21 protein-coding genes are annotated in these 24,251 nt (G+C 47.1%); 11 read left to right on the forward strand and 10 right to left on the reverse strand.

Annotation, left to right across the window (positions count from 1 at the left end; translation table 11 throughout):
* Positions 1-114: 114 nt before the first annotated feature.
* From Q1A40_RS05505 to Q1A40_RS05540, 8 genes are all read right to left on the reverse strand, one after another.
* Positions 115-1,500: an MFS transporter gene (locus Q1A40_RS05505; RefSeq protein ID WP_299998437.1), complete on the reverse strand. Its 1,386-nt coding sequence runs from the start codon at positions 1,498-1,500 to the stop codon at positions 115-117.
* A 306-nt stretch (positions 1,501-1,806) separates the two neighbouring features.
* Positions 1,807-2,694: a heme o synthase gene (cyoE, locus tag Q1A40_RS05510; RefSeq protein WP_299998438.1), complete on the reverse strand. Its 888-nt coding sequence runs from the start codon at positions 2,692-2,694 to the stop codon at positions 1,807-1,809.
* Positions 2,695-2,705: 11 nt separating this feature from the next.
* Positions 2,706-3,035 (reverse strand): cytochrome o ubiquinol oxidase subunit IV, encoded by a 330-nt coding sequence (locus Q1A40_RS05515; protein WP_299998439.1) that lies wholly within the window; start codon positions 3,033-3,035, stop codon positions 2,706-2,708.
* Positions 3,035-3,649 (reverse strand): cytochrome o ubiquinol oxidase subunit III, encoded by a 615-nt coding sequence (locus Q1A40_RS05520; protein WP_299998440.1) that lies wholly within the window; start codon positions 3,647-3,649, stop codon positions 3,035-3,037. Before Q1A40_RS05520 ends, Q1A40_RS05515 begins: the two co-directional genes overlap by 1 nt.
* Positions 3,639-5,630, reverse strand: coding sequence for a cytochrome o ubiquinol oxidase subunit I (gene cyoB, locus Q1A40_RS05525; RefSeq protein ID WP_299998441.1), 1,992 nt, complete (start codon positions 5,628-5,630; stop codon positions 3,639-3,641). Before cyoB ends, Q1A40_RS05520 begins: the two co-directional genes overlap by 11 nt.
* 19 nt (positions 5,631-5,649) lie before the next feature.
* Positions 5,650-6,627 (reverse strand): cytochrome o ubiquinol oxidase subunit II, encoded by a 978-nt coding sequence (gene cyoA / locus Q1A40_RS05530; protein WP_299998442.1) that lies wholly within the window; start codon positions 6,625-6,627, stop codon positions 5,650-5,652.
* A 613-nt stretch (positions 6,628-7,240) separates the two neighbouring features.
* Positions 7,241-8,722: a muropeptide MFS transporter AmpG gene (gene ampG, locus Q1A40_RS05535; protein ID WP_299998443.1), complete on the reverse strand. Its 1,482-nt coding sequence runs from the start codon at positions 8,720-8,722 to the stop codon at positions 7,241-7,243.
* Positions 8,723-8,778: 56 nt separating this feature from the next.
* Positions 8,779-9,357: a lipoprotein gene (locus Q1A40_RS05540; protein ID WP_299998444.1), complete on the reverse strand. Its 579-nt coding sequence runs from the start codon at positions 9,355-9,357 to the stop codon at positions 8,779-8,781.
* A 293-nt stretch (positions 9,358-9,650) separates the two neighbouring features.
* Here Q1A40_RS05540 and bolA point away from each other — a divergent pair, with 293 nt between their 5' ends.
* From bolA to Q1A40_RS05585, 9 genes are all read left to right on the forward strand, one after another.
* Positions 9,651-9,962, forward strand: a complete 312-nt coding sequence (gene bolA, locus Q1A40_RS05545) for a transcriptional regulator BolA (RefSeq protein WP_299998445.1) — start codon at positions 9,651-9,653, stop codon at positions 9,960-9,962.
* A gap of 367 nt (positions 9,963-10,329) precedes the next feature.
* Positions 10,330-11,631: a trigger factor gene (gene tig / locus Q1A40_RS05550; protein WP_299998446.1), complete on the forward strand. Its 1,302-nt coding sequence runs from the start codon at positions 10,330-10,332 to the stop codon at positions 11,629-11,631.
* Between the two features lie 287 nt (positions 11,632-11,918).
* A complete protein-coding gene (clpP, locus tag Q1A40_RS05555; RefSeq protein ID WP_299998447.1) occupies positions 11,919-12,542 on the forward strand; it encodes an ATP-dependent Clp endopeptidase proteolytic subunit ClpP in 624 nt (207 codons plus the stop codon).
* A gap of 131 nt (positions 12,543-12,673) precedes the next feature.
* Positions 12,674-13,948 (forward strand): ATP-dependent protease ATP-binding subunit ClpX, encoded by a 1,275-nt coding sequence (gene clpX / locus Q1A40_RS05560; protein ID WP_299998448.1) that lies wholly within the window; start codon positions 12,674-12,676, stop codon positions 13,946-13,948.
* Positions 13,949-14,130: 182 nt separating this feature from the next.
* Positions 14,131-16,485, forward strand: a complete 2,355-nt coding sequence (gene lon, locus Q1A40_RS05565) for an endopeptidase La (RefSeq protein ID WP_299998449.1) — start codon at positions 14,131-14,133, stop codon at positions 16,483-16,485.
* A gap of 198 nt (positions 16,486-16,683) precedes the next feature.
* Positions 16,684-16,956, forward strand: a complete 273-nt coding sequence (hupB, locus tag Q1A40_RS05570; protein WP_299998450.1) for a nucleoid-associated protein HU-beta — start codon at positions 16,684-16,686, stop codon at positions 16,954-16,956.
* A gap of 296 nt (positions 16,957-17,252) precedes the next feature.
* Complete coding sequence (gene ppiD, locus Q1A40_RS05575) at positions 17,253-19,121, forward strand: peptidylprolyl isomerase (RefSeq protein ID WP_299998451.1); 1,869 nt, start codon at positions 17,253-17,255, stop codon at positions 19,119-19,121.
* A 152-nt stretch (positions 19,122-19,273) separates the two neighbouring features.
* Complete coding sequence (locus tag Q1A40_RS05580) at positions 19,274-19,627, forward strand: ComEA family DNA-binding protein (RefSeq protein WP_299998452.1); 354 nt, start codon at positions 19,274-19,276, stop codon at positions 19,625-19,627.
* A gap of 129 nt (positions 19,628-19,756) precedes the next feature.
* A complete protein-coding gene (locus Q1A40_RS05585; protein WP_299998589.1) occupies positions 19,757-20,155 on the forward strand; it encodes a YbgC/FadM family acyl-CoA thioesterase in 399 nt (132 codons plus the stop codon).
* Positions 20,156-20,192: 37 nt separating this feature from the next.
* On the opposite strand, the gene queC is transcribed toward Q1A40_RS05585, so the two are convergent.
* Positions 20,193-20,888, reverse strand: a complete 696-nt coding sequence (gene queC / locus Q1A40_RS05590) for a 7-cyano-7-deazaguanine synthase QueC (RefSeq protein ID WP_299998453.1) — start codon at positions 20,886-20,888, stop codon at positions 20,193-20,195.
* A gap of 213 nt (positions 20,889-21,101) precedes the next feature.
* Here queC and Q1A40_RS05595 point away from each other — a divergent pair, with 213 nt between their 5' ends.
* Positions 21,102-21,584, forward strand: a complete 483-nt coding sequence (locus tag Q1A40_RS05595) for a glutathione peroxidase (RefSeq protein WP_299998454.1) — start codon at positions 21,102-21,104, stop codon at positions 21,582-21,584.
* A 13-nt stretch (positions 21,585-21,597) separates the two neighbouring features.
* Here the strand turns inward: Q1A40_RS05595 and Q1A40_RS05600 are convergent, their stop codons facing one another.
* Positions 21,598-23,301, reverse strand: coding sequence for an SgrR family transcriptional regulator (locus tag Q1A40_RS05600; protein ID WP_299998455.1), 1,704 nt, complete (start codon positions 23,299-23,301; stop codon positions 21,598-21,600).
* A 94-nt stretch (positions 23,302-23,395) separates the two neighbouring features.
* Here Q1A40_RS05600 and cof point away from each other — a divergent pair, with 94 nt between their 5' ends.
* Positions 23,396-24,220: an HMP-PP phosphatase gene (gene cof, locus Q1A40_RS05605; protein ID WP_299998456.1), complete on the forward strand. Its 825-nt coding sequence runs from the start codon at positions 23,396-23,398 to the stop codon at positions 24,218-24,220.
* Positions 24,221-24,251: the final 31 nt, after the last annotated feature.

Genomic DNA, 24,251 nt, shown 5'->3' on the forward strand with positions numbered 1-24,251 from the left:
TACCCGGGTATTGCCTTCGTCCGGAGAGTCGAATCACATAATTATTTATGCTTATCGACTCTCCGGGTTCTGCGTCTACGACAGGTAATGCGCATTTTACTCAGATATCTTGTTTTAGTGGGCTTGCTGTAGCGGCCTGTTTTCTTTTATCAAGGCCTCCAACACCGCGCGTTTCGTCACTTTACTGTCAATTTTGATATAAACGCTGTGCTCTTCGGCAATAATACTGACTTCACTGACGCCGGGTTGAGCCATCAATAACGCTTCTAAGCTTCTGGTGTCTGTCATCTGCTGTTCAAGTTCAATACGCAGACTGGTGACATAGTGCGGTTCTTGCATGGTGTAACTGACCAGCAACCAGAGCGTTGCCAGTAATGCACTGCACAGGAAAACAGTTTGCGCATCAAATAAACCATTTACCCAGCCACCGACAGCACCGCCAATCGCTACGCCTAAGAACTGACTGGTTGAATAGACACCCATTGCCGTACCCTTATAACCAGCAGGGGACTCTTTACTGATAAGGGAAGGAAGGATCGCTTCCATTAAATTAAAGGCGAGGAAAAAAATCTGTACGCCAATAACCAGTTCCCAGAAATGTGGGCCGGACCCCCACAAAATAATTTGAGCGATAAGTAACAGGGCGACGCAGCAAATAAACACGCGTTTCATACGGCGTTTGACTTCAGCATAGATAATCAATGGCAGAACCGCGACGAAGGATATCAGCATGGTTATCAGATAGACCTTCCAGTGCTCTGTTGCTGGAAAACCGGCTTGTTCTAAAATTCCGGGTAGAGCGATAAAGGTGGACATTAGCATGATATGTAAACACATAATGCCGAAATTGAGCCTCAGTAATCTGGGCTCCGCGAGGACTTTACGAAAACAGCCTTTGACCATACCCGACTCACGATTTAACACGTGAGTCTTGCTATCAGGAACTATCCAGATAGTCACGGCAATGCCCAGTGTTGCCAGTACGGCAATCATCCAGAACAGGGCTTGCAGACCAAGCGCCTGGGTAATAATTGGGCCCAGTACCATGGCAATAGCGAAAGTGACACCAAAACTGATACCGATAAAGGCCATCGCTTTAGTGCGATTCTGTTCACGAGTCAGATCAGATAGTAATGCCATTACGGCTGCAGCAATTGCCCCGGAACCTTGAAGCGCTCTGCCTAATATGATGCCCCAGATTGAGTCAGTGGTGGCCGCAATTACGCTACCTACGACGAAAATAGCCAGTCCGCCGATAATCAGTGGCTTACGACCAACGCGATCGGACAGCAGGCCAAAAGGGATCTGGAATACCGCTTGAGTCAGCCCATAAATGCCAATCGCCAGCCCTATTAACGCTTCGCTGGCACCTTGTAAAGCCATACCCCAGGTGGTCAGAACCGGCAGCACCATAAACATACCGAGCATACGTAGCGAAAATACGGTGCCTAAACCCCATGTTGCTCGTAATTCGCCAGGGGTCATTTTGTAGTCGTTCATTACTACCTCAGATAGAAAGTCGGCATCAGTGTAGTGTGTGGAAAGGGGAGGGTAAATGACTCGCTTTCAATAAATTGTAACACCGGATTTTAAGCTATTTATCCAATAAAAAGGGCACTTACGTGCCCTTGAGACTGATGACAAAGCTAAAGTGATATCTAATTCTCAGCGCTTATTTACGAAAATAAACAGGAAAATCAATTTATTGATTTTCGGCTGATAACACAAAGAAGGAAAAACCACGTTTTTTCTTTCTTTGTCAGCAATCTGAAGGGCACTTATGTGCCCTTTTTAGCGATTTGTTGATTACCGAAGGTAGGTCAACAGCTGATGTGATTCAGGCACCATAAAATCAACTGACATCATGATACTTAGTGAGGTAATAGCGACGATTGAAAAAATGAACAATTTACGCGCCCAGACTTTATCGTCTTCCACTTTGTATCCACGTAATGCCATACCTAACCACCAGACGCTCACAGCAGCAGCAACAACCAGGTATTTATAACCGGCATAACCGCCCAGAGAGAGCATCAGTGTGGCAACAGCAAAAGCAACGATATACAGCGTTATATGGTTTTTGGCGACCGAGATCCCTTTTACTACCGGTAATACAGGAATATTGGCTGCCTGGTAATCCTTGAAACGGAAGATAGCAATCGCATAGGAATGCGGCATCTGCCAGAGACTGAAGATAGCCAACAGGATAGCCGCTCCTGCATCAAACTCATTGGTCACAGCACAGTAACCAATGACCGGTGGTGCAGCCCCTGACAGACTACCGATCAGCGTGCCATAGACTGAGTGACGCTTCATGTACAGGCTATAAACCCCGACATAAACCACAAAGCCCATTACCGCCAACCACATCGCCAGAGGATTAGCACCAAACCACAGCAGCATAAAGCCAGCAATACCTAACAAGGTGGCATAAACCAGCGAGGCGCTCGGTGAAATCAGGCCTTTTACCAGTACCCGATTTTTCGTTCTCTCCATCTTCTGATCGATATCCCGGTCGATAAAGTTGTTATAAACACAACCGGAAGCGACCACCAAAGAGACCCCAATCAGTGTTGAGAGAAACAAGGGGTAATCGATACTGCCCTTTGAGGCCAGTAAAAATCCCCCAATCACAGAAATTAAATTGCCGAAAATAATTCCTGGTTTCGTAACTTGCAGGTATTGCTTAATCATACAGACCGCTCTTAGCCAACCATCATGTTCAGGTTGAGGTTCCACATAATCCATATGGAGCCGACAACCAGAATAGCGATAATCAACACCGTAAAGGCGAGTGCCACAACGTTCCAGCGCTCACTCGATGAGGTGTTCATATGCAAGAAACAAACAAGGTGAACCATAATTTGTACGACAGCAGTAACCAGGATCACGCCCAGAATCATGGCGTGAGAGGTACTTCCATCCATCACCATCCAGAACGGAATACCGGTCAGGATGATAGAAAGGATGAAGCCTACCATATAGGTTTTAACGCTACCGTGCTGGGCTCCGCCTAATTCATTTGAATGACTCATTACATCGCCCCCATCAAATAGACTACTGAGAACACACAGATCCAGACGATATCCAGGAAGTGCCAGAACAGGCTCAGGCACATCAGACGCGTACGGTTAGCACTGGTCAGGCCACGACGGTAAACGTGGAACATCATCAGAGCCATCCACACCAGACCAGAAGTTACGTGCAGACCATGCGTACCGACCAGCGCAAAGAAGGCTGACAGGAAGCCACTGCGGTCAGGACCCATATCATTTACAATCAGATGATGGAATTCATAGATTTCCATACCCACGAACCCGGCACCAAACAGGAAGGTCACAGCCAACCAACCGATAACCTGGTTTTTAGCCCCTTTACCCATAGCAATAATAGCGAAGCCATAAGTAATGGAGCTGAACAGCAGCAGGGCGGTTTCAACCATCACGAACGGCAGTTCAAAGATATCTTTGCCGGTCGGGCCGTCTGCGGTGCCGTTTACCAGAACAGCATAGGTAGCAAATAAGCAACAGAAAAGAATCAAGTCGCTCATCAGGTAGATCCAGAAACCAAAGACTTTATTGGCTCCTGCATCGTGGTGCCCATGCTCCTCAGCGTGGGCGTTAGTCTGAGTCAGAGTTTCAGTTGACATTTTTCAGTCCTGCTTTCTTCATTTCGTCGAAATGTTTGTTTTCCAATTTCTCGACTTCTGCAACCGGAACGTAATAGTCCACATCTTCGTCGAAGCTTTTCACAATCCAGGCAATGATGGTGCCTGCAAAACCAGCAATTGCCAGCCACCAGATATGCCAGATCATGGCAAAACCGAAGACAGTCAACAGCGCAGCAATGACGATACCCGCACCGCTGTTACGCGGCATGTGAATTTCTTCATAGCTTGCTGGTTGCTTGTACGCTTCACCTTTCTCTTTCATTTCCCAGAATGCATCACGCTCATGAACGTGCGGCAGATGGGCAAAGTTATAGAACGGAGGAGGAGAAGACGTTGACCATTCCAGAGTACGGCCACCCCACGGATCGCCAGTCAGGTCACGATTCTGCTCACGGTCACGAATAGAGACATAGAACTGAATCAGCTGAGAAAGGATACCCAGAGCGATTAATCCGGCACCTACCGCTGCGACAGACAGCATAGTATGGAACATCGGATCGATATCCTGGCTCAGACGACGGGTCATACCCATGAAGCCAAGGACATACAGTGGCATAAATGCTACGAAGAAACCGATGATCCAGAACCAGAACGCACGTTTACCCCAAGTTTCATTTAAGGTAAAGCCGAATGCTTTTGGCCACCAGTAAGTCATACCGGCAAAGCAACCGAAGACCACACCACCGATAATCACGTTATGGAAGTGGGCAATCAGGAACAGACTGTTATGCAGAACAAAGTCAGCGCCAGGTACGGCCAACAGAACGCCTGTCATACCACCGATAGAGAAGGTGATAATAAAACCGATGGTCCATAACATCGCTGAGTTAAAGACGATGCGGCCCTGGTACATAGTGAACAGCCAGTTGAAGATCTTCACCCCGGTTGGGATGGCGATAATCATGGTCGCAATACCGAAGAAGGCGTTAACGTTCGCGCCGCTGCCCATGGTGTAGAAGTGGTGCAGCCAAACGATAAACGACAGAACGGTAATCGCGATGGTTGCCCATACCAGAGAGGTATAACCAAACAGACGTTTTCTGGAGAAAGTCGATACCACTTCAGAAAATACACCGAATACTGGCAGCACCAGGATATACACTTCCGGGTGACCCCATGCCCAGATAAGGTTGACATACATCATCATGTTGCCACCCATATCATTGGTAAAGAAGTGGGTGCCCAGATAACGGTCCATAGTCAACAGCGCGACGGTCACAGTAAAGATTGGGAACGCAGCAATAATCAGAACGTTAGTACACAGAGATGCCCAGGTGAATACCGGCATTTTGAACAGCGTCATACCAGGAGTACGCATATTCAGGATAGTCACAAAGAAGTTAATCCCTGTGAGGGTAGTACCAATCCCTGAAAGCTGGAGACTCCATATCCAGTAGTCGACCCCGACCCCCGGACTGTACTCAATGCCTGATAACGGCGGATAAGCAACCCAACCGGTTTGAGCAAATTCGCCGACACCGAGAGAGATGTTAACCAGTACCACACCAACGACAGTCAGCCAGAAACTTAAGTTGTTCAGGAACGGGAAGGCGACGTCACGTGCGCCAATCTGTAATGGAACAACAATGTTCATCAGGCCAATAACAAATGGCATCGCTACGAAGAAGATCATAATAACGCCGTGGGCGGTAAAGATCTGGTCGTAGTGGTGGGCATTCAGGAAGCCTGCTTCCCCGGCGGATGCCAGGACTTGTTGACTACGCATCATGATAGCGTCAGCAAAACCACGCAGTAACATGACGATAGCAACGATGATATACATCACACCAAGGCGTTTATGGTCAACAGAGGTAAACCATTCTTTCCATAAATATTCCCACTTACCGAAATAAGTGAGTGCTGCAACTAATGCCAGTCCCCCGACAATAATTGCTGCCACCGTAACCATGATAATCGGTTCATGGTACGGAATTGCATCAAGTGATAATTTTCCGAACATCGTATTATTCCTCGGCCCCTTAGTGAGAGGTTTCCCCGTGATTCATGTCCATACCTTGATGGTCACCATGATTTTGATGGTCACCATGTTCAGCAGCTTGGCTCGCAGGCTTGTTCATGCTTGCGCCATGACCATGTCCGCCGCCAGGCCCCATCAGTTTATTGATAACTTCAACGAATAAACCTGGTTTGACACTAGAGAAGTACTCAACTTTATTATTTTCGCTCGGTGCAGCAAGTTTCTCGTAAGCTGCCATATCATTCATCACCTGAGGCGATGCTTTGACTTTAGCGACCCACTGGTCAAAGGCTTCTGCATCTGGTGTGGCAATGGCTTTGAACTTCATGCCAGAGAACCCTTTACCGCTGTAACTTGCAGAGATACCGTCGTAGGTACCCGCTTCGTTAGCAATCAGGTGTAGTTTGGTTTGCATACCTGCCATTGCATAAAGCTGGCTGCCCAGACGTGGAATAAAGAAGGAGTTCATCACCGAGTTAGAGGTAATTTTGAATTCCACTGGCGTGTTAGCCGGGAAGGCGATTTCATTAACAGTTGCAATGCCCTGCTCTGGATAGATGAAGAACCATTTCCAGTCCATAGAAATAACTTCAATGGTAATTGGCTTTTCATCGTGAACCAGCGGTTTGCTTGGCTCAAGAGAATGCGTAGTTTTCCAAGTCAACACAGCAAGGAAGATGATGATAAGGATAGGGATAGTCCAGACAACGGCTTCAACTTTATTAGAATGAGACCAGTTTGGGCTATACTTGGCTTCTTTGTTTGAAGCCCGATATTTCCAGGCAAAACCCACAGCCATTAGAATTGCAGGGATAACGACGATCAACATCAGCCCGAAAGCAGTCAGTATCAAAGAACGTTGTTCCAGTCCAATTTGTCCTTTCGGATCAAGCAGCGCAGAATCACAACCACTGAGTAACACAGTGCCTGCAATTAATGACAGCCATTTCAAACTATTATTGTATTTCCTGATTATCATTTAACGACCTCAATTTCAGGGAACTCTTCAGGGAACTCTATTGTCGTCTAAAGTGTGGCGGCATTTTACGGGAAGGTTACATGAGTGTAAACCTGAATGGCGTAGTGTTATTGGGGATTGCCTGTTTATAGCTATGTATCACTGCGGATAGGCAGAGCGGGAAAACTGACCAAAAGTACAGTTAGTAGGCTTGTTATAACAAAAAAGACCTCACGGCTGAATTACGCAACCTTAATAGCTATAACTGGTGGGGTAATGGAACAATTAATTAACAATAAAATATCTTTTGAAGAACAAGTGATGTCATTAATTTGTTAATTTTAGCTGAATCGATAAAGTTAAATATTTAATTAATTAGCAGCACGAAATAATAAAAAAACAACAACAGAAACTTTTTTTAAATAATCATATGCATAATTTTTATCAGTGGCTGCTTTTTTCCGTAAATAATACCGCATGTGTATTATTTGTTATTAGTGTGGTTAATAAGTAGACGGAATGTGTTTTTTTTGTTTTTTGAATATGAGAAGAACCGGGAGCGTCCAATCGCTCTGACAGGATCAGCGAGATTTCCCCACGATCCTGTTATCCTGTGCTGATGAGCCCGGCATGGCTAACCAGATACTTTTGACGAATTGCGTAAAGCCAAAAAGTCCAGTAAACCTCCAAACAGGATACCCGCGACTGCCAGCAATCCTCCCAGCTCTAGTAACGTTATTCCTATCGTCCAGTCCGTTAAATCCAGGGCATTGCTGATAAGAATAAGTAACCATGCTGCCAGTAACGCGCAGCCGGCCGTTAACATTCGTAGAGCCAGACGGTAGGCGTAAGCATATTGAGAACGTGGCATAAAGCGTTCAGTACGCTGAGTATATTCCAGCGTGTTTTTACAGATTAGTAGCAGCAAAATGCCAGGTATGGAGACAACGACTGAAAACAGATAGAAAGTTGACCAACCATAAGCCTCAACAAACCAACCGGCTATAGGACCGACATAAACCCGGCCGATAGCAGATAAAGCAGAAAGCAGGGCGAACTGTGTCGCTGAAAAAGAGCGGTTACACAACGTCATCAGCAGGGCAACAAAGGCTGCGGTTCCCATTCCACCGCAGACATTCTCAAAAAAGACAATGCCTCCCATACTCAGGATATTTTTGTCCGTAACAGCCAGTATCCAGTACCCGATATTGGACACACCCTGAAGCACACCGAAAATGAGCAAGGCACGGAACAACGTCAGGCGTTGCATCAGTACACCGCCGAATAAAGCACCAAGTATTGTCGCCAGCAGTCCCAGGGTTTTATTGACCATACCGACGTCACCTGCATCAAATCCGACACCGCGGATCAGAAAGGTGGTGGTGAGTGTCATTGCAAAGGCATCACCCAGCTTATAAAGCACTATCAGCAACAAAATCAGCCATGCATTATTACGACCAAAGAAATCGCGCAACGGGGCAACGACGGCTTGTTCCAGCGTACGCGGGACCGGGACAGTATCCGTAGGCTCTGGTGCTATAAAGGTGGCAATAATACAGGGGATTAACAGCACCGCCATTAACCAGTAAGTTGCCTGCCAGCCTAAATATCTGTCCGCAAGCCACAGTGCCAGCCCGCCTGATACTAACATTGCCAAACGATAACCGAGTACGCTAACTGCTGCACCTGCTCCACGTTCAGGGGCTGACAGAACATCGGTTTTCCAGGCATCAAATACAATATCCTGAGAGGCTGAGCAGAACGCGATGATCACTGCCAGGGCCGCCATCCAGCGAAGACTGGAAGCTGGATCCAAAAATCCCATACCAGCGATAGACACCAATAAGAGGATTTGGGTTATCAATAACCAGCCGCGCCGCCGCCCGAGAAAAGGTGGCGTATAGCGATCCATCACCGGAGACCAGAGAAATTTAAACACATAAGCCTGGCCGACCAGTGAGAAAAAACCGATGGTTTTTAGATCGACGTTTTCAACGGTCATCCAGGCTTGTAAGGTGCCGGAGGTGAGCGCAAGGGGCAGCCCCGAAGCAAAACCCAGGATCAGTAGCAGGGCTAACTTAGGTTGCTGAAAAATGCGTAAGTAGTTATTGGACATAAGGAAAAGGGCACCAGCGACAGGTGGCCTGGTTTCACAGGCCACCAGAGAAAAAATTAACGCGCGTTTTGCTTAATGAATTCGTTCACGCTGGTATCCTGAGCCATATCGGCAATGGTATCAGTCAGCACAGAATTCACCGCATTGGCGATATCCTTATTAGACGCCTGGAATGCCCCTTCGACGTTGTAGCTGGCGCGGTAATTTTTGGTTAGCTTATTGCCATTTTTTGCTACGGCAATAATAGAGATGTCTGCGCGAGTGGCGATGTTGTAACGCAGGCTACCTTGAGAGACGTCCGCAAACAGATTGTTGACAATAATTTGCAGATCAACCGGGCTGTTTGCGCCAATCGTGTAACCACGTGCGACCAGCTGCTTTTCCAGCACTTCTTGCAGTAAAAAACGCAGATCGCGCGAAGGTGTCAGTGTGATCAGTTGATTGTTGCGGGTGACTTTGGCCAAGGCCTGGCTACTACGTTGATCGGCACCATTAATACTGACGGTAATGCCCATCACACTTGGGTCATTACTGGGTAAAGTCATTCTTGGTGCAACATCAATCGTTGTTGGCGGCGTTGCGCAGCTGGCCAGCATAAAGAGGGCTACCAGCGGAAAAATTATTTTTTTTAACATGTTTGATATTCTCAATATACTCAATAGGCAGGCTGATAAAACCCCGTCATCATATCATTGCGGGTGCACAGAGGAAGTAGGCAATATCCGTAAATACGGCGTATTGCTTTTTTTTTCGCCGATTATCACGAATTGTTCCTATTTCGACTGACATTTAACCTCTTATTAGCGCATTTTTTATGTCAGGATGCACCATCAAAGGATAATGTCTTCAATCATCAGAGCTGAATTGAGACTGAGTATAGCTCCTGTTTGCCGAGATCCCGCCATCTCACTGATAGAGGAAAGAGTTAATGACAATGCGTGAACATATCGAAGCGGAACTGCGTACCTCATTTAGTCCGGAATATCTGGAGGTAGTTGACGAAAGCCACCACCACAATGTCCCAATCGGCGCAGAAAGTCATTTCAAGGTTACGTTGGTGAGTGAAAAATTTTCAGGTCAGCGCTTAATTAGCCGTCATCGCCAGATTTATTCGCTACTGAGTGACGCCCTGGCTGGCAGTGTCCATGCTCTGGCATTACATACTTATACCGTGCAGGAGTGGGACGAATTACAAGATAAACAGCTCGCATCTCCGCCTTGTATGGGGGGAGGTAAGTAGCGTTAAACAAAGGCTAACTATTTGCACTTAGTCGAAGTTTTCCGTTATGTTGCAGTGTTTTTTGTTTTAGCCTGTTTGATAAATAGCCAAAGCGCGATTTTATTTTGCCTGAATTCTTCTGTTAATGAACTCAGACGAACAGCTGAAAGGGATAAAATGTGAAAAAGACCACAGCCGTGCGTTGCTGCTGTTCTCGACTCACCCCAGTGATGCCGCTATAATGCTGCGTCTTATTTTTCGGAATGTCTTCGGGATGATTCTGACAAGACAGGGAATGTACTGCTGATTTAGAGAACATCCCGGTTCTGTGAAGCTAACCTAAGCTTTTTGAGTTGACCGAGCACTGTGATTTTTTTGAGGTAACAAGATGCAAGTTTCAGTTGAAACCACCCAGGGCCTTGGCCGCCGTCTCACGATTACTATCGCTGCAGACAGCATCGAAACCGCTGTAAAAAGCGAGCTGGTCAACGTGTCAAAAAAAGTACGTATTGACGGCTTCCGTAAAGGTAAAGTACCGATGACCGTTGTTGCTCAGCGTTATGGTGCCTCTGTGCGTCAGGACGTGTTGGGCGAGCTGATGAGCCGTAACTTTATTGATGCGATCATCCAGGAAAAAATTAATCCAGCTGGCGCACCTAATTATGTTCCGGGTGAATACAAGTTGGGTGAAGACTTCACTTACTCTGTAGAGTTTGAAGTTTATCCAGAAGTTGAATTACAAGGTCTTGAGTCAATCGAAGTTGAAAAACCGGTTGTAGAAGTGACTGATGAAGATGTTGATACCATGCTGGATACTCTGCGTAAGCAGCAAGCCACCTGGAAAGACACTGATGCAGCAGCCACTGCGGAAGACCGTGTTACCATCGATTTCACCGGTTCTGTAGACGGTGAAGTTTTTGAAGGTGGTAAAGCCACTGACTTCGTTCTGGCAATGGGCCAGGGTCGCATGATCCCAGGTTTTGAAGATGGCGTTGTTGGCCATAAAACTGGCGAAGAGTTTGTCGTGGAAGTCACCTTCCCGGAAGACTATCACGCTGAAAACCTGAAAGGTAAAGCGGCGAAGTTCGATATCGTTCTGAAGAAAGTTGAAGAGCGCGAACTGCCAGAATTTACCGAAGAATTCATCAAACGTTTCGGCGTTGAAGATGGTTCTATTGCAGGTCTGCGCACTGAAGTGCGTAAAAATATGGAACGTGAGCTGAAAGGCGCAGTACGTAACCGTATCAAGTCTCAGGCTATCGACGGACTGGTTAACGCAAACAATATCGACGTTCCTGCTGCGCTGATTGACGGTGAGATCGATGTCCTGCGTCGCCAGGCTGCACAGCGTTTTGGTGGCAATGAGCAGCAGGCTCTGGAATTACCTCGTGAGCTGTTTGAAGAGCAAGCTAAGCGCCGCGTAGTTGTTGGTCTGCTGCTGGGCGAAGTGATTCGTACCCAGGAGCTGAAAGCTGACGAAGACCGCGTTAAAGCGCTGATCGAAGAGATGGCATCTGCTTACGAAGATCCTAAAGAAGTTATTGAGTTCTATGGTAAAAACAAAGAACTGATGGACAACATGCGCAATGTTGCTCTGGAAGAACAAGCTGTTGAAGCACTGCTTGAAAAGGCAAAAGTGACTGAGAAAGCGACAAACTTCAGTGAGCTGATGAACCAGCCTCAGGCTTAATGCGCGTTTTTTAAACGTTAGCATTTGATGTCTGTGAACAAAAGCCCGTCACTTTATCGTGGCGGGCTTTTTTTATCATGAATGAAAGATAAAACCGATTATCTGGTTAGCGTATCGACAAAAGATTGATATGCTTGAAACAGGGCAAAAGAGTCCCCATAACTAAGGCCAAGTTTTATTAATCATTCCCTGACTGACTCCGTCAAAAATGACGCAGGATGCATAGTCAATACTCTGCGGCTCAAGTAGAATCAGTACAGTTAGCTAAATTACACCAGGAGACGGTAATGTCATACAGTGGCGAAAAAGATCAGTTAGCACCTCACATGGCGCTGGTGCCAATGGTTGTTGAACAAACATCCCGTGGTGAGCGTTCATACGATATTTATTCCCGTCTGCTCAAGGAACGTGTCATTTTTCTGACCGGACAGGTCGAAGATCACATGGCTAACCTGATTGTGGCGCAAATGCTCTTTCTGGAAGCTGAAAATCCGGAAAAAGATATTTATCTGTACATTAACTCACCGGGTGGTGTAATTACTGCCGGGATGTCGATTTATGACACCATGAAATTTATTAAACCAGATGTCAGTACCATCTGTATGGGACAGGCGGCTTCTATGGGGGCATTTCTCCTGACAGCTGGCGCTAAAGGTAAACGTTTTTGCCTGCCAAATTCACGTGTTATGATTCACCAGCCTCTGGGCGGCTATCAGGGGCAGGCAACAGACATAGAGATTCATGCGCGTGAGATTCTGAAAATTAAGGCTCGCATGAATGAATTGATGGCTGAACATACCGGCCAGCCTATCGAAAAAATAGAGAAAGATACTGAGCGCGATCGTTTCCTGTCTGCCAGCGAGGCGGTAGAGTACGGTTTGGTTGACTCAATTCTTACTGAACGTATTTAATGCTACAGATAGTGAGCAGCCTACCTTAGCGGTAGCGCCAGCTCGCGTTTAAGCCCCACCATTAGCTGGGCCCTGGAATGGCACTTGTGCTATCAGTGATAGCGCAAAGAAACAGATAAGAGGTTTTACTGATGACAGATAAACGCAAAGACAGTTCAGGCAAACTGCTGTACTGCTCTTTTTGCGGCAAAAGCCAGCACGAAGTGCGCAAGCTAATCGCCGGGCCGTCAGTGTATATCTGCGATGAGTGTGTCGATTTATGTAACGACATCATCCGCGAAGAAATTAAAGAAATCGCACCTCATCGCGAACGCAGCTCTCTGCCGACACCGCATGAGATACGTAACCACCTTAATGATTACGTGATAGGTCAGGAACAGGCTAAAAAGGTTCTGGCTGTTGCGGTATATAATCACTACAAACGTCTGCGTAACGGTGATAACACCCAAGGTATTGAACTGGGCAAAAGTAACATTCTGCTCATCGGTCCAACGGGAAGCGGCAAAACGCTGCTGGCAGAAACTCTGGCGCGCCTGTTGGATGTTCCTTTCACGATGGCCGATGCAACAACGTTGACCGAAGCGGGTTACGTTGGTGAAGACGTAGAAAACATTATCCAGAAACTATTACAGAAATGTGATTACGACGTGCAGAAAGCACAGCGCGGGATTGTCTATATCGATGAAATTGACAAAATTTCTCGTAAATCAGATAACCCTTCAATCACTCGCGATGTTTCTGGAGAAGGTGTACAGCAAGCGCTGTTGAAGCTTATCGAAGGTACCGTTGCAGCCGTACCTCCGCAAGGGGGCAGAAAACATCCACAGCAGGAATTCTTGCAGGTTGATACTTCCAAGATCCTCTTCATCTGTGGTGGTGCTTTTGCAGGCCTTGATAAAGTCATTTCTAATCGTATTGAAACCGGTTCAGGTATTGGTTTTGGTGCGACAGTGAAAGCAAAATCAGAAAAAGCCAGCGAAGGGCAGTTACTGGGACAGGTAGAGCCGGAAGACTTGATTAAATTCGGATTAATTCCTGAGTTCATCGGTCGTCTGCCTGTAGTGGCAACGCTGAGTGAATTAAGCGAAGAGGCGTTAATCCAGATCCTTAAAGAGCCGAAGAATGCACTGACTAAACAGTATCAGGCATTGTTTAATCTTGAAGGGGTTGATCTTGAGTTCCGCGATGATGCACTGAATGCTATCGCTAAAAAAGCGATGATCCGTAAAACGGGGGCTCGCGGTTTGCGTTCTATTGTTGAAGGTGCGCTGCTGGATACAATGTATGATCTTCCTTCCCTGGAGAGTGTCGAAAAAGTGGTTGTTGATGAGACGGTTATCTCCGGACAGTCAAAACCATTACTGATTTACAGTGAGCCAGAAGCACAACAGGCTTCCGGTGAGTAATTCATAAATTCGCCCGTCATTTAGCAATAAGTGGGAGATTTCATCTCCCACTTATTTTTCCTTAATACCCGCCGTTGAATGTGTAAGAATCATCCCCATATACTTATCTACTTAATTGGTGGGACGCATTATGCATATTACCACCTCATTACCTGGCGGAAATAAAACTAAGAGAGAGCTCTATGAATCCTGAGCGTTCTGAACGCATTGAAATCCCCGTCCTGCCGTTGCGCGATGTGGTGGTTTATCCGCACATGGTTATTCCACTGTTTGTCGGGCGTGAAAAATCCATTCGCTGCCTGGAATCAGCAATGGACCATGATAAAAAAATCATGCTGGTGGCGCAAAAAGAGGCTTCGACGGATGAGCCTGGCGTTAACGACCTGTTCTCTGTGGGAACCGTTGCCTCTATTCTACAAATGCTTAAATTGCCTGATGGTACGGTAAAAGTATTGGTAGAGGGGTTACAGCGTGCGCGTATTACTGCCCTCTCTGATAATGGTGAGCATTTTTCAGCTCAGGCTGAATATCTGAACTCGCCAGCGATTGAAGAGCGCGAGCAGGAAGTGCTGGTGCGTACCGCCATTAATCAGTTTGAAGGCTATATCAAACTGAACAAAAAAATTCCGCCTGAGGTTCTGACGTCGCTGAACAGCATTGACGATCCAGAACGTCTGGCTGATACCATCGCAGCACATATGCCGTTGAAACTTTCTGATAAGCAGTCGGTATTGGAAATGTCAGATATCAACGAACGTCTGGAATATTTGATGGCGATGATGGAGTCTGAAATTGACCTGTTGCAGGTTGAAAAAAGAATCCGTAATCGTGTCAAAAAGCAGATGGAAAAAAGTCAGCGTGAGTACTATCTGAATGAGCAAATGAAAGCGATTCAGAAAGAACTCGGTGAAATGGATGATGCTCCGGACGAAAACGAAGCGTTAAAACGCAAAATCGATTCGGCTAAAATGCCAAAAGAAGCGCGTGAAAAAGCCGAAGCAGAGCTGCAAAAACTTAAAATGATGTCGCCAATGTCTGCGGAAGCGACTGTAGTACGTGGCTACATTGATTGGATGGTGCAGGTTCCATGGAATGCGCGCAGCAAGGTGAAAAAAGATCTGCGTCAGGCGCAGGAAGTGCTGGATACTGACCATTATGGTCTGGAACGCGTCAAAGACCGTATTCTGGAATATCTCGCGGTGCAAACGCGTGTCAGCAAACTCAAAGGACCTATCTTATGTCTGGTGGGGCCTCCAGGTGTAGGTAAAACCTCACTGGGTCAGTCTATCGCGAAAGCAACGGGACGTAAGTATGTACGTATGGCATTAGGTGGCGTGCGTGACGAAGCGGAAATCCGTGGTCACCGCCGGACCTATATTGGTTCAATGCCAGGCAAGCTGATTCAGAAAATGGCAAAAGTTGGTGTGCGTAACCCGCTTTTTCTGTTAGATGAGATCGATAAAATGTCTTCGGACATGCGCGGCGATCCGGCATCAGCTCTTTTAGAAGTGCTTGATCCTGAACAGAACGTAGCATTCAACGATCACTATCTTGAAGTGGATTATGATTTGAGCGATGTGATGTTCGTTGCAACATCTAACTCCATGAATATTCCTGCGCCCTTGTTAGATCGCATGGAAGTTATTCGTCTGTCGGGATATACCGAAGACGAAAAACTGAATATTGCTAAACAGCATTTATTGTCAAAGCAGATAGAACGCAATGCCTTGAAAAAAGGCGAGCTGAAAGTTGAAGACAGTGCATTGATTGGCATTATTCGTTATTACACGCGTGAAGCGGGTGTTCGTAGCCTTGAGCGTGAAATATCCAAACTGTGTCGCAAAGCGGTCAAACAACTCCTGCTTGACAGCTCGCTTAAGCATATTGAAATCAATGGCGATAACCTGAAGGATTTCCTCGGGGTACAGCGCTTTGATTACGGTCGTGCTGATAGTGAAAACCGCGTGGGTCAGGTGACTGGTCTGGCATGGACCGAAGTCGGCGGTGACTTGCTGACCATCGAAACGGCCTGTGTGCCAGGTAAAGGTAAACTTACTTATACCGGTTCCTTGGGTGAAGTGATGCAGGAATCCATCCAGGCAGCGCTGACCGTGGTACGCGCTCGTGCAGAAAAGCTAGGTATTAACAGCGATTTCTATGAAAAACGTGATATTCACGTTCACGTACCGGAAGGGGCAACGCCGAAAGATGGCCCGAGTGCGGGGATCGCGATGTGTACAGCGCTGGTTTCTTGTCTGACAGGCAATCCGGTTCGTGCTGATGTGGCTATGACGGGTGAGATAACCCTGCGCGGTCAGGTTCTGCCGATTGGTGGACTGAAAGAGAAGCTATTAGCTGCTCACCGTGGTGGTATCAAAACTGTCCTGATCCCTGACGATAATAAACGCGATCTGGAAGATATTCCGGCTAATGTTATCGCCGATCTGGAGATCCATCCGGTAAAACGTATTGAAGAGGTTCTGGCCCTTGCTTTACAGAATTCTCCGTACGGTATGCAGGTCATTACTGAAAAATAGTGACTTGCAGCAAAAATAGTCAATAAAATAGGAGCTGGTAAGTCGATTGTCACTTGCCAGCTTTTTTTTGTGCCGTTAAGTTAGATAGCTGCCTTACCTTACCTTGTTGTAAGGGAATGGCATGGATGCTATAAACTGCAAAGCGGTCGCACTTTACAAGGATTGTGCGATATACATGAGAAATAGGGGAAGATTAAAGTGAACAAATCTCAACTGGTCGATCAAATTGCTGCAAGTGCTGATATCTCTAAAGCTGCGGCAGGACGTGCTTTAGATGCTGTTATTGCGGCTGTGACTGAGTCACTCCAGGCAGGAGAAGATGTAGCATTGGTTGGTTTCGGAACCTTTGCCGTAAAAGAACGTGCAGCTCGTACTGGTCGCAATCCACAAACGGGTAAAGAGATAACCATCGCAGCAGCAAAAGTCCCAAGTTTCCGTGCGGGTAAAGTGCTGAAAGACGCGGTTAACTAAATTATCCGCCTTTTCTATCTTCAATCATTCGACCAGGTAACGAAAATCACAGCTGGTTTGCTTGAAACATGATAGATAAAGTGGAAAAAGTCTCTCTAGTATTGCTCTGGCACATCAAATGATGTGCCTTTTTTGTTACCCTGGGTGGATTTTTACTTGCGATTGATGATTTGAAACGCGTTTCTTGTCACAATAGGACTTTGCGCGCAGCATCATGGCATATTTCGTCGACATTGATGCCAGTTTAGCGCCTGCGCAAGCTTACTCATCTTATTACAGCGGAGTGTTGTTACACCATGATGGACAATTTACGTGCGGCGGCCAACCACCTCGTGCTCAAGATAATTTTAGGATTAATTATCGTGTCATTCGTATTGACTGGCGTCGGTGGTTACGTTAGCGGTAACAATAACTATGCCGCAGAAGTGAACGGCCAGGAAATTGGCCGTGGTCAGTTTGAAAATGCGGTAGCCAATGAACGTAATCGTCAGCAACAGCAGATGGGAGATCGTTTCTCTGAACTGGCCGCTAATGATGGTTATATGCAAGCATTGCGTAGTCAGGTACTGAATCAGATGATTGACGAGACACTACTTGATCAGTATGCGAAAACCCTAGGGTTGAATATCAGTGACGAGCAGATCAAACTCGCTATTTTTAAACAACCTGCTTTCCAGAGTGATGGTAAGTTCGATAATGGGCGTTACACCTCGATTATTCGTAATATGGGGCTGACCCCGGAACAATATGCCCAGGCATTGCGTAATCAGCTTGTCACCGAGCAACTGGTCAATGCTATTGTCGGAACTGATTTCATGCTGAAGGGTGAAATGGATGAGCTGACTGCGCTTATTTCACAACAACGCGTTGTCCGTGAAGCGACTATCGACGTTGACGCGTTGGCGGCCACACAAACGGCAACCGAGCAGGAAGTTAGCGAATTCTACGCCCGTAATAAAAATGATTATATTGCACCTGAACAATTTAAAGTCAGCTACATCCTGCTGGATGCGGCAACATTTAAAGAAACCGCCAGTGATGCAGATATTCAGTCTTATTACGATCAGCATATCGGGTCCTTCACTCAGCCCCAGCGCGACCGCTACAGCATTATCCAGACGAAAACAGAAGCAGAGGCACAAGCTATTCTGGATGAACTGAAAGCAGGTGCGGATTTTGCTACCCTGGCAAAAGAAAAATCGGCTGATATTATCTCTGCCCGTAATGGCGGTGATATGGGATGGCTGGAGGCTTCAACCACGCCTGACGAGCTGAAAAATGCCGGCCTTCGTGAGAAGGGCCAGTTATCCGGCGTGATTAAGTCTTCTGTTGGTTTCTTGGTTGCACGTCTTGATGATATTCAGCCAGCACAAGTTAAGCCACTTTCAGAAGTCCGCAATGATATTGTTTCCAAGGTTGAGCAAGAAAAAGCCCTGGATGCTTACTATGCTCTGCAACAGCAAGTGAGTGATGCAGCAAGTAATGACAATGAGTCTCTGGGCAGCGCTGAAAAAGTTGCCGGCGCGAAGGTTGTTGAAACTGACTGGTTTGGTCGTGATAACCTGCCAGAAGCGCTAAACTTTAAGCCGGTTGCTGATATTATTTTTAACGGTGGGCTGGTGGGTCAGAACGGTTCGCCTGGCAGTAACTCGGATATCATCACTGTTGATGGTGACCGCGCATTTGTTCTGCGTATCTCGGCACATAATCCACAGAGTATCAAGCCACTGGATGAGGTTCAGGCGCAGGTTACTGAACAAGTTAAACTGCAAAAAGCAGAGCGTATTGCGAAGCAGGATGCTGATAAATTGCTGGCAGAACTGAAAAAAGGTGACGCAGATGCCGCGATGAAAGCAGCTAATCTGAGCTTTGGCGAGCCGCAAACGCTGAGCCGTGGTACCCAAGGCCCGATCGGTCAGGCTGCTTTTGCTCTGCCGCTGCCTGCGGAAGGTAAACCAAGCTATGGCGTAGCAAATGACAGTAATGGCAATGTTGTCTTACTGGCACTGGATGAAGTTAAACCAGGAGCTGTACCAGAAGCACAGAAAGAAGCGATGGAGCAGGGGATCACCCAGAATAACGCCCAGATAGCGTTTGAAGCTTTAATGGCAAGCCTTCGTCAACAAGCGAAAATTAAAATAGGTGAGTCGCTGGAGATGCAGTAATTAATTTCCATGATGCACCGCACGTTATAGTAACGTGATGCAAAAACAAAAGGCCGCTTTCGCGGCCTTTTCCACATTTAAATAACGACGTTTGTTCTTCCTCCTGGGGGCTTGTAGTGTGACCGGGCTGTCTACATACAAGGAGGAACAGCATGAATAACCGTATCACAAAAATGCTTTTTACTTTTATTCTGGCAAGCTGGATGACTACATTCACCGTACACGCAGCAGAGGTACGTAGCCCGGGAACTTCTGCTCAGACAGAAAAAATGGCTAAACCTGCTGCTGATAAACCTGTCGTTGCAGAAGAGCATGCTGTCGATATTAATACGGCTTCTGCTGAAGAATTATCTGAAGCGATGAATGGTGTCGGTATCAAAAAGGCACAGGCGATTGTAAAGTATCGACAGGAATTTGGTCCTTTTAACAGTATTGAACAATTACAGAATGTGCCTGGTATTGGTCCTTCATTGCTGGAACGTAACCGTGGTCGCATAAAATGGTGAGGTTGAACGATTTTATTTCTATCTGACAGAAAAATTTGTCAGGTTAATTATCAGGTCATACCCGTTTTAAGGTATGACCTGATTGGCCTGATGAGGCAGTGATAACAGTAAAATAAGGGTAATGGTATGATGAAGACGATTATTAAGGTCAGGGGTTATCATTTAGATGTCTACCAGCATGTTAACAATGCTCGTTATCTGGAGTTTCTGGAAGAGGCTCGCTGGGAAGGGCTGGAAAATACCGCTTTTTTTCATTGGATAACCGAAAAGAACATTGCCTTCATCGTGGTGAATATCAATATTAATTACCGCAGCGCGGCGGTATTGGGTGACGTATTGTGTATCACTAGCCAGTTACAGCAGCTGAACCGGAAAAGTGGCGTACTCCAGCAGAGCGTCATCCGGGAACCTGAGGGAACAATAGTGGCCGATGCTCTGATTACCTTTGTTTGTATCGATTTAAATACCAAACAGGTTTTGCCGATTGAGGGGGAACTTAGTACCCGACTTGAGGAGCTAAAAAGTTGATGCGCCAGACAGTCTGATCGCCTGGCGTTTTTAGTAATTAACGTAAACCTGTTTTTTCTTTCATTGAAGCCATAACGGCGGCTTTGTCAGAAAGATAACCATTAAGGCCGTTTGCCCGCAGATTGCAGGCGGCACATTCACCACAGCCTTCACCCTGAATACCGTTATAGCAGGTCAGAGTTTCATGACGAACCAGATCCAGCTGCTGCCAGTAGTCAGCCAAGGCCCAAGTCTCGGCTTTATCCAGCCACATTAACGGGGTTTCAAAACGAATATTCCGTGCCAGACCTAGATTGATCGCAAGGTTCAGGGATTTGACAAACTCATCCCGACAGTCCGGATAGCCAGAGAAATCCGTTTCACATACACCGGTAATCAACGACTCCGCTTCTACTTGCCAGGCATAAATAGCCGCCAGGGTCAGGAACAGAATATTACGTCCCGGAACAAAGGTATTAGGAATACCTTGTTCATCAGGGCGATAATTGGGTACCGGAATATTGTCACGCGTCAGGCTGCTTACTGCCAGTGAGTTAAGCATGGTGGCATCCAGTACTTTATGCGCACAGGCCCCGAGCTGCAGAGCCAGCTTCTGCGCAACTTCAATTTCTGCCCGATGTCGCTGGCCATAATCAAAGGTCACGCAGTGCACCTCATCATACTGTTGCAAGGCCTGAATAAGACAGGTCGTTGAGTCCTGCCCACCACTGAATACGACGACGGTACGTTGCATTGGCATTCCATTACTGATAATTACTGAATATGAGAGGGTATGGTAACTTCCCGGCAATATTCCTTGCAACAGATAAGCCAGCCTGGAGTTGTCAGCACAATGTCTTCTGTGTTGTTTTAACTCATTGATGATTGACAGCCTGCAAGGTGTATTTAACACTCACAGTCAGCGATGATGCTGTTGTTGAACCGTCCAGGCACTGAGGAGTTTGATATGACTTGCTTTCATCAACTGACAGCCACCAGCCTGCGAGGCCAGCCTGTCTCTATGGCTAACTATGAAGGCAAGCTAGTACTGGTGGTGAATACCGCCAGTCATTGTGGTTTTACGCCACAATACGCAGGTCTTGAAGCGCTCTACAAAAAGTATGCCGCCCAAGGGCTGGTCGTGTTGGGTTTTCCCTGTAACCAGTTCGGTAAGCAGGAACCCGGTGGTGCCGATGATATTGCTCAGACCTGCCATATTAACTATGGTGTCAGTTTCCCTGTGTTTGAAAAAGTGGAGGTCAACGGTTCGGCATCACATCCGGTATTTCGTTACCTGAAAAGCGAATTACCCGGCCTGCTGGGAGGGCGGATCATGTGGAATTTCACTAAGTTCCTGATTGGACGCGACGGCAAACCGCTTAAACGCTTTGCGCCTTTCACTACCCCGGAAAAAATGGAGGCCACGATCCGTGATGCGCTTGAAATCTAGCCGTTCCAGCTCCTTAAGTACTCTCCGGTGGTGGAAGCCAGACATCGGAAAAATCAAACCAGCCCCAAGTATTTAATTTCACGCCACGCACGCCGGGTGGAGCGCTTATCTGGTAGCGATAGTTAAACAGGGGGGTGATCACCGCATTCTCCATCAGCGTATGAAACAGAATTTTCAGGTTGTCAGTTCGCTGTAACTCACTGACAGAACATTGGATCTTATTCAGATGAGCTTGCAATCCTGCATACTTTTCAGGGGGAAGTAACGCAGGCCACAGCTTATCCACTCGCAGCCATTGTTCCAAGGTATATTCCGGTTCCTCACCAATCAGTCTGTCCCCCATAATTAAATCGGCTTCTTGTAGCCTTTGGCAGCCACTCCAGTTTTTTGCATTATGAAAAATGATATTCAGTTCGCAGCCACGTGCGGCGAGATGGTGTTTTAACTGCTGCGCCATGGCATGAAGTTCTACCGGCAGGTTATAAATAAGCGTCAGCGTTTTTGGAAGTGCAACCGTCTCAAGTTGTTCCCATTCAGGTGTTTGCCAGCCCGGTAACATACCGGTATTGGGCGTAATCAAGGTGCTGTCGAAGGGTAAAGTGGTGACCATTTCAGTTTCACGCACCATTTTCATCAGCGTTCGGGCCTGTTCCAGAGTCAGTTTCCCATGCTGTTTAATGCTCAGATAGCAAAAACCCAGACTGATTTTGGTCGTTATCGGACGTAAGTCCGTGAGCTGTTCTTGCTGGCCAATGGCGATTTGCACCGGATGCAGGCACCCGGTTCTGGCGGAATCATTAAATAGCTGTGGTGTTATCCAAAGCTCTACTGCTTGCAGCAGTGGGTGGCGCAGATGGTAGTACTCAAAGCTTTCCAGCCTGACCAGATCCTCTTTGAAACTGACAATACGAAAAGGGCCGCAGCCTACATCAGGATGCACAGGGTGAGCGATACGACTACAGTAACTGGCAAGACGATGAGCCAGCCAGTAATCCGGGTTAAAGAGTATAAAACGCAGGCAGCCAGCATGGGGAAGTTCAATCGTTTTGACACTGGCAAACAGCGGTTTTAAGTCCGGAAGTTGTAGAAGACACAGCAGTTGCTGTTGCAACTGAGTTGTATCAATCGGTTCGCCGTTATGCCAGTAAAGTGTCGGATGAATAAAAAAATCCCAGCGCAAGCCATCATCAGAGATTTGCCAGTGATGGGCTAAATCGGGTTGAGGAAGCCTGTGTTCGCGGGTAAAGCGCGTCAGCCCGGAAAATATTTGCCGACTCAGATGCTGTTCCGCGCGTCCGGCTAAAAAACCGGGTTCAATCGGTTCCAGTGGGCGATAATAGGGGATCCTCAATGTGGGGACATTATTTTGCCATTGCCCCCCGAGAAACGGCTGGAGTAGATGACGAAGCTGATCCGGGGCTATTTTCGCCAGATCCAGTGCATTCTGGTGCAAGCCTTTATTCAGCACTTGCTCCATCAACTCTGTACGTACGTTTTCAGGGGTACGCATAAAAATTAGCTGCCCACGTTTGCCTCTGCCCGATTGTGCCTGCCATTGTAACCAGCCCAGATTACTGAGCTGACCCAGCAGAGTACGTATATGGCGTTCACTGCAAAAGCTGCGCGTGGCTAATTCTGCCACGGTTACCTGCTGTGGTTCTCCGGCAGAAGGTTGCCACAGCCGCTGAAACTGATTGAGCTTATTAAGGATACGCATAAGAAACCCGGAACATTTTCTTTTAAGTATTCACTATTAGTTCCGTATATACCAGGCGATACTTTTAACGTCACTTCCCCACTTTGGAGTAAACATGGTTCGTCTGGCTGCATTTGATATGGATGGCACTCTTTTGATGCCTAATCACCATCTTGGTGATGAGACTCTCACCGCCCTGGAGCGTCTGCGTGATGAGCGCCAGGTCACGCTGGTCTTTGCCACCGGACGCCATGTACTCGAAATGCGACATGTGCTTGCTGCCTTTAATCTGGATGCTTATCTGATAACAGGAAATGGCACGCGTATTCATAGTCGTGATGGGGAATTAATGCACGGAAGCGATCTGCCGCCAGAGGTAGCAGAACGTGTTATCCATCGGGAATGGAATACTTCCGCCAGCATGCATGTTTTTAATGACAGGGGCTGGTTTACCGAGCAAGTAACGCCTGAGTTGCTGGCTGCCCATGTTTTTAGTGGTTTTAAACCCCAGGATATCGACTTACGTAGCATTCCGCTTAATGAAGTCACTAAAGTTGTGTTCTGTGGCTCTTATGAGAGCCTGTGCTCTCTCTCCGTTGAACTGGCGGCGGTAGTGGGCGATAGTGCGACTCTTTGCTTCTCAGCGGCAGAATGTCTGGAAGTGTTGCCGTTAGGGGCGAACAAAGGCGCAGCTCTGGATATGCTCAGCAACCATTTAGACATCAGCATGCAGGAATGTATGGCCTTTGGTGATGCCATGAATGACCGGGAAATGCTTTCCTCTGTGGGGCGGGGACTGGTAATGGGTAATGCTATGCCGCAGTTGAAAATCGATTTACCTCACCTGCCTGTTATCGGTCATTGTGCTGACCAGGCGGTGGCGCAGTATTTAACCTCTTGGCTGGACACATCACATCTCACCGATTCCCCAGAATATTGAGATCTTCCGGCACCGGGCAGTATGCCCGGTT

The sequence above is a fragment of the uncultured Cedecea sp. genome, from assembly GCF_947498825.1.
In the GTDB taxonomy this organism is placed as follows: Bacteria; Pseudomonadota; Gammaproteobacteria; order Enterobacterales; family Enterobacteriaceae; genus JGM124.